This is a genomic window from Sphingobacterium sp. JB170 (genome assembly GCF_900163865.1).
GTDB lineage: Bacteria > Bacteroidota > Bacteroidia > Sphingobacteriales > Sphingobacteriaceae > Sphingobacterium.
This window is the reverse complement of the sequence record NZ_FUKU01000005.1, coordinates 19,041-31,489: the sequence shown is the minus strand read 5'-3', so window position 1 is coordinate 31,489 and position 12,449 is coordinate 19,041. Positions and strand designations below refer to the sequence as shown.

8 protein-coding genes and 2 tRNA genes are annotated in these 12,449 nt (G+C 40.0%); 6 read left to right on the top strand and 4 right to left on the bottom strand.

Annotated elements, in window-relative coordinates; translation table 11 throughout:
• The first annotated feature begins 85 nt into the window (after positions 1-85).
• On the top strand, positions 86-1,276 hold the full coding sequence (gene pgk / locus FM107_RS00790; RefSeq protein ID WP_086946626.1) for a phosphoglycerate kinase: 1,191 nt from the start codon (positions 86-88) through the stop codon (positions 1,274-1,276).
• Positions 1,277-1,328: 52 nt separating this feature from the next.
• On the opposite strand, the gene FM107_RS00785 is transcribed toward pgk, so the two are convergent.
• On the bottom strand, positions 1,329-4,130 hold the full coding sequence (locus tag FM107_RS00785) for a hypothetical protein (protein ID WP_086946625.1): 2,802 nt from the start codon (positions 4,128-4,130) through the stop codon (positions 1,329-1,331).
• A 661-nt stretch (positions 4,131-4,791) separates the two neighbouring features.
• Here FM107_RS00785 and mgtE point away from each other — a divergent pair.
• The 5 genes from mgtE (at position 4,792) to FM107_RS00755 (ending at position 9,157) form a co-directional block, all read left to right on the top strand.
• Entirely contained in the window at positions 4,792-6,165 is a 1,374-nt protein-coding gene (mgtE, locus tag FM107_RS00780) for a magnesium transporter (RefSeq protein ID WP_086946624.1), read from the top strand.
• Positions 6,166-6,285: 120 nt separating this feature from the next.
• A tRNA-Asn gene (locus tag FM107_RS00775) sits at positions 6,286-6,359 on the top strand.
• Between the two features lie 412 nt (positions 6,360-6,771).
• A tRNA-Asn gene (locus FM107_RS00770) sits at positions 6,772-6,848 on the top strand.
• Between the two features lie 184 nt (positions 6,849-7,032).
• Positions 7,033-8,361 (top strand): phage integrase SAM-like domain-containing protein, encoded by a 1,329-nt coding sequence (locus tag FM107_RS00765; protein WP_179204358.1) that lies wholly within the window; start codon positions 7,033-7,035, stop codon positions 8,359-8,361.
• A gap of 382 nt (positions 8,362-8,743) precedes the next feature.
• Positions 8,744-9,157 carry a GNAT family N-acetyltransferase gene (locus FM107_RS00755; protein ID WP_086946622.1) on the top strand — a complete coding sequence of 138 codons (414 nt, stop codon included), beginning with the start codon at positions 8,744-8,746 and terminating at the stop codon, positions 9,155-9,157.
• 36 nt (positions 9,158-9,193) lie between these two features.
• Here FM107_RS00755 and FM107_RS00750 read toward each other — a convergent pair whose 3' ends face one another.
• The 3 genes from FM107_RS00750 to FM107_RS00740 all read right to left on the bottom strand — a co-directional run bounded on the left by FM107_RS00750 (position 9,194) and on the right by FM107_RS00740 (position 12,408).
• Positions 9,194-9,460, bottom strand: coding sequence for a hypothetical protein (locus tag FM107_RS00750; protein WP_086946621.1), 267 nt, complete (start codon positions 9,458-9,460; stop codon positions 9,194-9,196).
• A 130-nt stretch (positions 9,461-9,590) separates the two neighbouring features.
• On the bottom strand, positions 9,591-10,922 hold the full coding sequence (locus tag FM107_RS00745) for a cytochrome c (protein ID WP_086946620.1): 1,332 nt from the start codon (positions 10,920-10,922) through the stop codon (positions 9,591-9,593).
• Between the two features lie 13 nt (positions 10,923-10,935).
• Entirely contained in the window at positions 10,936-12,408 is a 1,473-nt protein-coding gene (locus tag FM107_RS00740; protein WP_086946619.1) for a cytochrome c, read from the bottom strand.
• Between the last annotated feature and the right edge of the window lie 41 nt (positions 12,409-12,449).

Below are 12,449 nucleotides of genomic sequence, written 5' to 3'. Positions count from 1 at the left end.
ATATAGTCGAGTTTTTTTTGAAGTCACTGCTTTTTTCTATATTTATGGCGTGAAGATACACAGGTCAACTTAAATTTTATTTTTTATGAAAACTATTGAAGATATAAACTTCTCAGGAAAGAAAGCGCTTGTGCGCGTGGACTTTAATGTGCCCTTAGATGAGAATTTTAATATAACTGATGATAATCGTATTCAGGGGGCAAAACCCTCGATACAGAAAATATTAAATGACGGTGGTTCGGTAATTTTGATGTCTCATTTAGGGAGACCAAAAGATGGACCCGTTGATAAATATTCATTGAAGCATATCGTAACGCATTTATCGAAAGAACTGGCGGTTGATGTACAATTCGCTGATGATTGTATTGGGGAACAAGCCGTTTCCAAAAGTGCTGCGTTGCAAGATGGTCAAGTCTTGTTATTAGAAAACCTGCGTTTTTACAAGGAAGAGGAAAATGGAGATGTTGCTTTCGCAGAGAAGTTATCAAAATTAGGCGATGTATACGTTAACGATGCGTTCGGTACAGCACATCGTGCCCATGCGTCTACTGCTGTCATTGCGCAATTTTTTCCAGGCGAGAAATTTGCTGGATTCTTAATGGCTTCAGAAATTAACAATGCAGAGAAAGTTCTCAATCGTCCACAACGTCCTTTCACCGCTATTATGGGGGGAGCGAAGGTTTCCGACAAGATTCAACTCATCGAATCTTTACTGGATAAAGTTGATAATTTGATTGTTGGTGGAGGTATGGCATACACCTTTGTTAAGGCTGTTGGTGGCGAAATTGGTCAGTCTCTTGTCGAGCTAGATAAGTTGGATCTTGCGAACGAATTAGTGGCAAAGGCAGAAGAAAAGGGTGTGAACTTGGTTTTACCGACGGATGCACAGATTGCTGATGGGTTTTCTAATGACGCTAATACATACGATGGACCGAATGACCAAATTCCAGCTGATAAACAAGGATTAGACATCGGACCTGACTCGTCATTTCACTTTGCCGAGGTAATTGGTGCGTCGAACACTATACTATGGAATGGCCCGATGGGTGTGTTTGAATTTGAGACTTTCGCAAAAGGAACCAAAACGGTGGCCGATGCGATCGTTGCGGCAACCGAGCGGGGAGCTTTTTCGTTGATTGGTGGCGGTGATTCTGCAGCTGCAATTTCGAAATTCGGGATGACCGAACACGTGAGTTACGTAAGTACGGGTGGTGGTGCTCTGTTGGAATATATGGAAGGTAAGATACTTCCAGGTGTTCAAGCATTGAACGATTAAACGATTTTATAGATATTAAGTGAGCCATGGCGAAATTTTTGCCATGGCTTTTTTAGTAGGTATAACTTACACTAAATGATGGAACAATTTTTTGACTAGCAGTTTTATCATTGACATAGGTTCCCTTCATACCGAGGTTAATATCCGGAAGGACATACCGAAATATATTGATGTCTGCCGAAATACCGACGCCGAAGCTTTTTGGAATTCCTGTATGGTGCATGTTTTGGAAGTCTGAGAAAACAAATCCCTGAAATCTCTTTATATATCCCGCTGATCCGATGCTCCAGTCCGGGTAAAATAAGGGCATTTTGTAGTTTACCGATACTGTATTTTCGACGATCGGTGAGTGAAAATAACCCCATCCAGCGACCATTGGTATATCATATGCGCCTTCGTATGTGCCTTGGCCGTCCTGCAGCGCAACACGGATTTGTAAGCTGTGATTTTTTGCAATACCCGGAAAGTACAGATTAGTTCGAGCAGAAAAAATGTGCCCTTTTTGGTTTCGAGCAAATGGGAGGTGGCGGTAGGTAACGCTGATATTTTGCCCCCACTTGGGGGCCAAATCCATTTTGCTACGCATGGTATTTCGATTGAAATACAATTGGTAATTTAGGGGAAAGACAATATTTTTCGTGAAATTTTGTAAATCAACACTAACATTATATCTATTTGTAAACGAGGTTCCGAAGTTTGCGCCATAGCTGTAAACGATGTTTTGGCGATATATAGAAAATGGGAGAGCGATATCAAGCGACAAATGATTATCGCGGTAATCATACATTATCGTGTTTTTAGGGTTATTCGCACTTACTGCGTTGCGCGTTAAACCGCGATTTAAATAGCGAAGTGTGATTATCGGGAGGTATTTTCTGTAAGATATTTCGGCTGAATATCGGCTTTTTTGTAATTCTGGATCATACTCGTACCCAACGCGCATTTGCGTGGTATTTAGAATATCATTGGAAAGCCAAAATAGTCCAGGAATATAGTTGTCGAAACTTTCGAAATTTGTAGCGCTAATGGATAGACTGTGAAAATTCACAAGGTGACGATCGGAGTTATAATCTTTTACTGGTAGTGACATACTTCCAGTATCTATTTGTGGCCGCGGTGTGTTTTTTAACTTTTCTATGGTCGGAGAGAGGTATAGTGGGCGTGCGACTGGGGCGCGTGAAAATATACTGTCTCCAGGGGTTTTCGCTATTTTATAACCATCCGCTTGATAATCGTTGTATAATAAATCGTCATTATTATCTATTGTCCCGTTGAAGGCCCCGTACTGAGCATTCGTTAGTTTGGTCACTTTTCCTTCGGGAGATCGGCTATAAATATTGTCGATTCCATCGTAATGAGCTTTATAAATTACAGATTTATCATTGTAAAATGGTCGGTCGATCTGCTGATTTCCCCACTTCAGGAGGAATTCATATTGTTTGCTATCGATATCAAACTGAATTAAATTTGTTCCTTTTTCGGATACAGCGATCGCGACTATCTTTGTTCCTATTTCGTTATAACGAGGTTGCTGAAGGTGTGTGCCGGATATCGGAGGGATGCTGTCAACGAGTGCGCCTGTTTTTGAGTCCAGTATGATGATTCTGCTTTTGAGGTTTGTGGCAACTTCAACAGCAACAATCTTATCGGATCTAGGGTGAAAGCTAGGAGCATAGTATCTGCTATTCTTTGTTAACGTTTTGATTTTGTGCCTTTTAATATCGTATACATTTACAACACTGTAGGTTTGTTTCCCGAATCGGGAATTCTTGCGATATTCGTCCCAAACTATTTCCCCGCCCCTAATATCGAAGTGAGGTGCGATTTGGAGGCCTGTTTTGAGCACTTCTTGGTTTTTTTTTGCACCAATTTTCACAATTTTGTTTACGGTTTCTGGCGATCTATATAATGCATAGATAGCTCCGCTGTCTCCCATTTGTGGTAGTAAATAGTCTGTTGGGTACGGGCTTTCGGGCGTGTTGATTAGCGCCGATTTGCTCGCTAAACGTGGCCTTTCGTGTTCCCATTTCTCTTTAAGTTCCTGTGTTACTTTTTGGAAAATAGTGGACGAGGTTTCCCCGGTTTCTTCTTTTAAAGCGCGTCTAAAATTGAACGGCCGGATCAGTTTACCTTGCATTTTGGATAATATGTTATCGGTGCTATTGGTCGTGTAATGATTCGCGATATAGCTGTTTATAAAGTAACCAATAGTATAGTAGGAGGGGGTGAGATCTTTATATGTTCCCAATACGTATTTCTCAAAACTATATGTTTTTCCAGAAAGTAAGTTTGTGCGTAGTGGCATTTCCCAGGAAGGTAATCGCCCCCTTCCACCTGTGCTATTTAAAGTTTCGGAAAGGACGGCATCGCCTTCGAAGTACCATGCCGGAAGGTTTAAGCCATATAGTGCAAATGCTAATTGTTCGAGAAAAGGTCGCTTCATTTTTCCTGTCATTTTGTCAAACTGAGCAATGTGTCGCAGTTCATGTATCGCTAAATTTGGAAGCCAGGATTGGTTGTCCGCTGTAGCAGATGCAACGGGGAATAGCTCGGACTTCCGTGGCGCGAGCTGAACAAAACCATTTTGAGCAAGGTGATTTCCCTGTAGGATAATTGACGTTTTCTTGGATTTTATGCGAAAGTATTCGTCGTTGCGCAATATGTAATAAGGCAGATCAGCGGCGAGTCTTTGAGCTACTTCTTCCATCTCAGCGGGGAAAATAAGTTGATAATTTTCATGGTCTATCTGCTTCCAATCTATCGATGGACGCGATTGCTCGTCGTCAATAATTTGGCTAAAGCTTGATAGTGTAATTATTATTAAGGTAATTGTTGTTATTAGTTTGATTATCATGGTTTAATATGTTCAATACATAGGTTAAATATATTGATTACTAGTATTTTTAGTTGAAAAGGACTTTTATAGTTGTTCTAATTGTTTATGTAGTACGTGTAAAGTGTTGATTATAAGTGTAAAATATGTTTTTGTAAATATTTTATTTTGCGGTTTTTTATCATTTATTTTGTCTTTTTTGTGATTTCCGTTCTTCTGAACTTGGGTGTTTTACTCCAGTTGAAGTATATGCAAAAGCATGATGCAAGATAAGATAAATTTGTAGATATTTTGTTTCCGTAGATACTGTCCTTATAATTGGAATTGTAGGTTCGCCTTTGTTTGATTTTGAGTTTTTTTCTTTTGAAGCCCTCTGTGAGATTTCCTTCAGTTCGCCTATAAATGTTTTAGTATTCGAGATTCAGTTCGGAGTATTATTGTCAGGTGACTGTGAGTCGAACTGGCAATGTGTGCATCGCATATTGTTGGAATATGTCGCATGACATTAGGTCATTTATACCGGTTAATGGAGAAAAGAATCGGGAGTCAGTTTGCAATGATTTGTGTTTGTTTTGATGACGGAAGGTGTCAAAAATAGTATTAGTTATTTCAAACAAAAAAAGCGACTTTTGCTCCAAATAAATAATACCCATGTAGGAATTGGAATAAACTAAGAATAGTTATGGAAGAATTAGAGATGCAAGTAGAACTTGTTGAAAAGTGGATCGAGGAAGGTGAGATCTCGATACTTCAGGATTTTCTTAATGAGCAGAACATTTCTGACGTCGAAGAGCTGATCGACGAACTTCCAGAGCATGCCGCTTTGTTTATTGAAACGTTAAATATTAACCGAGCTGTTCATGTTTTCGGTATCCTAGATTTCCCCACGCAAGAACGTATTTTTAAAAAGCTATCGGCACCAAAAGTCCGAGAGCTTATCAACGAAATGCCGCCAGATGACCGGACGTCTTTTTTTAGTGAATTAAAAGGTGATGTCGTAAAGCATTTAATTATTATGCTTTCTCCCGAAGAACGCAAGGAGGCGCTTTCGCTCTTGGGTTATCTCGAAGATAGTGTAGGCCGTTTGATGACCCCAGATTATATAACCGTGAAACCACACTGGTCGATCGCGCGCATTCTAGAACACATCCGGCGTTATGGTAATGCATCTGAAACGATCGATGTATTATACGTTATTGATCAGCAAGGGCATCTTGTCGACGATATTCGTATTCGTGATATATTAATTTCTGATCCAGAAACCAAAGTTGAAGATCTTATTGATAATCGGTTGATTGCACTTCATGCTGACGATCCGCAGGAAGAGGCTGTAAATGTTTTTAGAATGAATAACAGAGTCGCGCTACCTGTTGTTGATGAACAAGGCATTATGCTCGGGATTGTAACGATTGACGATATTCTTTGGGTGGCAAATGAAGAATATAGCGAGGATATGCAGCGAATTGGGGGTACTGAAGCACTTGATGAGCCGTATTTAGACGTTTCGATCTTTAATTTGGTGAAAAAGCGCGGAGGCTGGCTTATTGTACTTTTCCTCGGTCAACTTTTAACCTTTAATGTTCTGACATTTTATGAAGATCGTCTTACTACAATTTTAGTATTGCTGATGCCATTAATTATGTCGAGTGGGGGAAATAGCGGATCGCAAGCTTCGACATTAATTATCCAGGCAATGGCAATGGGTGAAGTTACATTGCGAGACTGGTGGCGCGTCATGCGTCGTGAGATCCTCTCGGGTTTATTTCTGGGGCTTATTTTGGGTACAATGGGATTTCTTCGTATTTCGGTAGATCAAGCGTTTACTGGTGGTTATGGAGATGTTTGGGTACTGTATGGATTAGCTATTGGATTCTCGCTGGTGGGCGTTGTTATGTGGGGTTCGATAGTCGGGGCAATGTTGCCCTTCTTGCTTCGCAAATTCGGGGCCGATCCAGCAAGTTCATCTGCTCCATTTGTCTCGACACTTGTCGATGTTACCGGACTAATAATTTATTTTACGGTTACATCGTTAATATTAGGTGGCGCGCTGTTGTAAAAAAAAGATTGTATTGGGTTTGAGTAACTTGTGGTTTTATGCTAAAAAATATTTGCACAATTCGTTAAAACTTCCGATAATTGCATCACTGAAACGGAAACAACGCTTCAGTAAATAAATTCCTGAATAGCTCAGTTGGTTAGAGCATCTGACTGTTAATCAGAGGGTCGCTGGTTCGAGCCCAGCTTCAGGAGCAAAAAAGGCTGTTTTTCGAGAAGAAGAATAGCTTTTTGCTTTTATAGGGTTAGATGGAAAATTTTTTCGAAGGATAACCGACATCCTGAATCGGATTGTTATATATAGTTTCTGGGTACGTGCGAAAGTTTTGATCGGCGTAAAATGTACTTCGTTTTTTTATGGGTTCTTTTCTTTAGTTCTAATGCGCAATTCATTTGCATTTAGGTACGGCTTAGCTGGATTTTTTCCCTTCGGAACTGAAGATTGAGATTGCGCAAGGAGCAGTAGTCGATAGGTGGTTGCTGTATATGAGCTCATTAAGAATTATCTAGTTTTTTTTGGATAAAAATATGAGATTATTTTGCAAATAAGCTAATTAAGCGCTACTTTTGCAACACTGAAACGGGAACAACGCTTCAGCGAATAGATTCCTGAATAGCTCAGTTGGTTAGAGCATCTGACTGTTAATCAGAGGGTCGCTGGTTCGAGCCCAGCTTCAGGAGCCAATAAAAAAAGTCGTTTTTGATATCAAAAAACGGCTTTTTTTGCGTTTTAGGGCAGATTAGGAACGTCTGCGTTTGCCAAGTCGGGTTCTCCGAAATGGCGTGATTTACATAGTTTTTTGTTGAACTTCACGTAGGAATGGTACAAATAGGGTACAGAAATTCCTGCGTGCTTAAGGAAAAAATTATGGCAACCGTAAGCGCAAAAATCTTTGAACATCACAAGAAAGCTGATGGCACTTACAACGTAAAAATCAGGGTCTATCACAAAGGAGACAGAAAGTACATCGACACAACCCATTTTGTAGTCAGGAAGCAACTGACCAAAGATTTCAAAATTAAAGATCCTTTTGTTGCGGATATAGTCGAGCAACAGTTGAGGAAATACCGAAACACTATCAGTGATTTGGAGGCAAAACTTGACCATTTTTCTACGGAGGCCTTACGGGATTTTTTAAGAGATATGGACGAGGAAGTTGATTTTGTGAAATTCTGCGACGAACATATAAAGGGTTTAAAAGAGGTAGGAAGAACCAAGAGTGCTGAAAACTTCAATGTAGTGCGAAACAGTCTTGTGGATTATTTTAAGATGGAATCCTTTTCTATAAACCAAATTCATTACACCATGCTCTTATCTTATGAGCGTTTTTTGAAGTCGGAGCGCACGATTAACCGACTTAATCAATTCGGTAAACCCGTTACGACCATTTCAAAAGGCATAAGTAGTTCGGCTGTTCATAATTATATGCGTGATCTTCGTACCCTGTTCAACGCTGCGAGAAACCGTTATAACGAAGAAGATATTGGGATATTCCGAATAAAGCATTATCCATTCAAGAAGTATAAAGTTGGTTCACCTCCTGCAAGGACTAAAGAAAAGCATAATAATCTTGAAGAAGTTTTTCTTATAAAGAATTGCATTACGAAACACGGTAGCCGTGCAGAACTTGCACGAGATCTGTATATGCTTTCGTTTTACCTATGTGGTACAAATGCCGTAGATTTTTACAAATTCAATCAACAAAATATTAAAGGTGACCGGCTTGAATACAAACGTTCAAAAACCACAGATCGAAGAAAAGATTCAGCCTTTATAAGTATCAAAATCGTGGATGAAGCCAAACCATTGTTAGAAAAATATATGGGTAAGCTGGCAGAGCGATATGCTACTATCGGAAATCTAAATAAGGCTTTGAGCAAAGGGATGGAAGAAATATGTCGCTTGACTGGTCTATCCGAGGTAACGTATTATTGGGCCAGACATACATTTGCCAATGTAGCACGGAATGAATGCCGTATGAGCAAAGATGATATAGCCCTTGCGCTCAACCATGTCGATGAGGGTAATCGAACAACTGATATTTATATTGCGAAAGACTGGAAGATTGTGGATGACGTACAGCGGAAAGTTATCGCCCTATTTAGAAAAGTTGAAATTAGAATGCTGAAACGTATAGAAAAGACTAAAGGAATAGAAATACCACAAGTAAACAAAACAGAAAAAGTCGCCGCTTAATAAAATAGAATGAATTACATGGGAATATTTTTTCCATGTAATTCGTTCTAAGTATTTAAACATGTAAATTTGACTAACGATGAAAAATGTAGTTTGGTTTTTTATTACCTGTATCATTGCAACGGTTGGATTCTTTGCAGCCTTATCTATGAAAACACCGTGGATAGGATTTGCCGTAGCTTTTGGTATGTGGTTTATATTTATATGGACTACGACAACGCCAAAAAGACGTAGAAGATGATTTTCATTTTTAGGCGTTCACCCAAATTAGAACAATTATTATCCAAAGCATTAACTACGGTGATTAATTTTCCTGCAAGTAATATAACCCCCGGACCATGTGATAGTACTCGAATAGATTTTTTAAGCAAAGCTGATAAATATGACATACAAAGCTGTTTACGACTCTCCAACGGTGGAGAAGTACCGATTTTTAAGAGAGACTTGCGGGCTTTTTCCAAAGTCGGAAAAAGCTGCAACAATAGCGCTAAGAAATTCACTTTGCAGTGTCATCGTATTAGACACAAACAACCAAAACGAAGTGATAGGTATGGGAAGATTGGTTGGCGATGGTGGCTGCCATTGCCAAATAGTGGATATATGCGTATTACCCGCCCATCAGAAAAAAGGATTGGGAAAGCGTATCATGCAGATGCTAAATGATTTTATCGAACGTGAACTGCCATCGTCCTGCTACGTAAATCTTATTGCAGACGGAAATGCCTATGATTTATATGCTCAATATGGTTTTGAGCCCGTTTGGCCAAAATCAAGAGGAATGGGCAAAGTGATCTGAAGGTTCTCTTATTCGTGTCCACTTTGCATATTAATTTTAGTAAAGCCCTCGAATAAACTCGTACGTTTTGTTTCTATCATTTTCTTTGTAACCGACTTCGGGCATTTTAGCAGTGAAAATCGTTATAAAAATTAGATTGAGACACTGTGCTAAAATGGCTATTACGCCAAATACAAGTCCGATAAAAAGAATCCAAATCCGAGGTTCTTTTTCCGTGTACCATAGCACCGCAAAGAGTAGCGATGCCAGTATGGTAAGTACGAGTAAAAATGTCGTTTTAATTTTGGGTATGTTACGTATCATAAGACTTTAAAAAAACAGATTAAATAGTATGTAAGCGATTTTTAATGTCATACAACCGATGAGTATGGCATCAACTATTCTCGTTTGTAAGGTTCTTTCTTTTTCGTTGATCATGGTATTCTTCTGTAACTTATTCAACAGAAAGAATGTACTTCGCAATTTCTTTTAAATCCTCGTCTGGGATCTGAGGAAAGCCGGGCATCTGCATAAGTTCCTGACGTTTTCTTCCCGGTGCTTTTATCCAAGCGATCAACTTAGCCTCATCTCCCTCATAGATCTGTTTCATTTCTTTGATTGGTGGTCCTACCAGTTGTTGATCCATTTGGTGACATCCTGCACAACTTGCTTGAAATAGTGCTGTCCCTTTTGCTAAATCACCTAATGACTCGTCGATTACTAAAGCTCCCTCTTCCTCAACATAGTTTTCCCGTGCTTCTTTGCTCATCGCTTGAAACGAGGCTGTATGTGCTGCCACCATCTTCTGGTGCTTATCCAGCGCATTATGACGGTACATCTGTCTGCTGCCTCCATAACAAATCATAAAGGCAAGCATAGCGATGGTAATTTTCCAAAAATGCTTATCGAGACGCTCGTCAGTATCCTTTATTGTTTTCCATATCCACCAAAGTGCCAGTACGAGCAGTCCACCAGCTACCCCCATAATTTCAATGACTTCAAAACTTACGCCTTTTGCGGGCAAGGTCATCAAGACAATCGCTCCAAATACAATCTGAGCGGCCAGCCCAATCAACGCAATGTGGTAACCGACCCGCTTGACTTGAGCTCTTGTCAATGAAATATAGATTTCCTCGAATGGATAATTCCTACGTCCGTTGTACCATACAATGAATATACCCGTTACAGCGATACAGGCACCTAAGAACTCAAAATACCTCGGGAACACATTAGGCAAAACCAGTGCACTCAGGAATCCCTTGACGGCTCCCCACTTCTCGGGAAACATCATCAGGTTCACATTCGTCAAAAATATCAATGGAATAAATAAGAATATGGCTACAGACAGCGCAATGATACCAATGTGCAAAGCTTTGTGATTCTTCATGGTTTCCCATGTATACTTATGCAGGTAAGTCAGCAAAAACGCAATCGTAACCAAGGGGATAATCATGATCCAGGCAAAGCCTGTCAGGGCATTTGCGGAGTAAAAATATACGGTGTAAAGGGTGTTAATACTCAGGAGAGGTGCAACACCAAGCACAACCGCTATACTTTTATTGACCGTGATGGTCTTAGCAATTTCATAGGCGAATATATCATATTGTTTTTCTTTTAAACCTCTGATCTGTGCCCAAAGGGTGACTATACTACCACCTACCATCAAGTTGATAAAGACAATGTGAAATAAAAAAGATACGATCAATAGTGTTACCAACAACCACTCGGGCAGGGGTAAATCCAATGGAATATCTTTTGGTACTGGTGTGTTTATCTGTAATAACATGTATATAAAAATCTTAGTTGTTTTCGCTTTCTTGTTCTTTTTCCGCCTCTATACGCTTCGCAACAGCGTCTACCGCATTGTCTGCATTGACGGCAACGCCGTCAGTCTGTGCGCCTTGCAATGATTCGCCTGAGCTCTGTAACTGCTTAATGTAGGCAACCAGCGCTTCCAGTTCTTTTTTATTTCCCGGAAATGGCGGCATAAATGCCCGCCCTTGATGCATACCCGGTATATAGCTCGCCATAGCTTGTTCGTTCAAAGGCTTATCCTTGCCATACATGTTTTCGAAAACATCTACGATAGAATTGACACCATTGGTCGTGTGGCATCGGCTACAGGTCAGCATAAAAACGTCCCGTCCGGCCATGACTTTATTATCGGGCGTAATCTCATGAACAGATGTGTATGTAGCATGCTTTAGTATCCCATCTTTTTTGTACAATGGGTAATCTTCCTCACGAAGCAAATTTGAATACATATAATTACCAATTACGTAGGGTTTCCGAACAAATTCCCTGACTCGCTCGAATATTCCTAAAAAGCCGAAAACAAAAAGGCATGGTATCATCACAAGACCGAAACTAACTTTCTTGGGTTTGAAAATAGCCCAAAATGCCAGAACGATGGACAACGATGCTGCTCCGATAATAAAGTATTTCAACAGGTCATAGTATTCTTCGAAATCCATAGAACCTACTGCGGTACTCATATTGGCCTTCATCGCCTCCGGCATCACATTCCAATAATATACCGCTCCTGCAATCGCAAATGCTGTCCAAAACAGAACCCATCGCCCTGCATACTTGATTGCCAGAATCCGTATTTCGGAGCCTTTCTTAGAAAAAATGGTGGTTAATAGCATACCAAATATTCCACCTACCAACATAGCTACTGGTGTACGAAATGCCAATTGAGGGATATAAATGGGGTTAGTAAACCCGTTCAACAAACTTTTATCGGCATTCCAGTTCCCCGGATCCATCATAAAACCGAGGATTGATACAATAATAACCATCGTAATCCAAGATGCAATACTCAGAAATACACCGAATCGAATGTGTTTTAGCTTTGCATTCAGTGATTTATTGGAGTTCTTCCATGTCAAGTAATAAATCATAATGAGCACCACTTCCGTTACGAAAACAACCCATTCGGTAAACCATGCCCAATAAAACACTCGGATCAAGCTGCCTATCGAACTTGGACTGACTAATGCTACGGAGAACCAGATACCTACTCCCGTCATGGCACCGATTGTCGTAGTGATGATAAACGCCACCTTCATTTTATTGTAAATAAGTGTATCCCATTTACTATCCGAAATCTGATCAGTCGGTGCGTTCTTAACACCTTTGTATTCCAACCAGGTGATATAGGGAATAAAACCTACAGCAAGGCCGTGGTTAATCATAACGTGGATGATAGCGATGACCGCTATTAAAAACCGGTCATTTAACCAGTCCAAGTGGAACATTGGAAAATCCATAAATCTCTCTCGTTTATTTTTTTTGATAAAATTCCGACATT

Coding starts and splice junctions, on each gene's coding strand:
- FM107_RS00755 (WP_086946622.1), top strand. CDS start 8,744: ATGACATACAAAGCTGTTTACGACTCTCCAACGGTGGAGAAGTACCGA.
- FM107_RS00745 (WP_086946620.1), bottom strand. CDS start 10,922: ATGTTATTACAGATAAACACACCAGTACCAAAAGATATTCCATTGGAT.
- FM107_RS00750 (WP_086946621.1), bottom strand. CDS start 9,460: ATGATACGTAACATACCCAAAATTAAAACGACATTTTTACTCGTACTT.
- pgk (WP_086946626.1), top strand. CDS start 86: ATGAAAACTATTGAAGATATAAACTTCTCAGGAAAGAAAGCGCTTGTG.
- mgtE (WP_086946624.1), top strand. CDS start 4,792: ATGGAAGAATTAGAGATGCAAGTAGAACTTGTTGAAAAGTGGATCGAG.
- FM107_RS00785 (WP_086946625.1), bottom strand. CDS start 4,130: ATGATAATCAAACTAATAACAACAATTACCTTAATAATAATTACACTA.
- FM107_RS00740 (WP_086946619.1), bottom strand. CDS start 12,408: ATGGATTTTCCAATGTTCCACTTGGACTGGTTAAATGACCGGTTTTTA.
- FM107_RS00765 (WP_179204358.1), top strand. CDS start 7,033: ATGGCAACCGTAAGCGCAAAAATCTTTGAACATCACAAGAAAGCTGAT.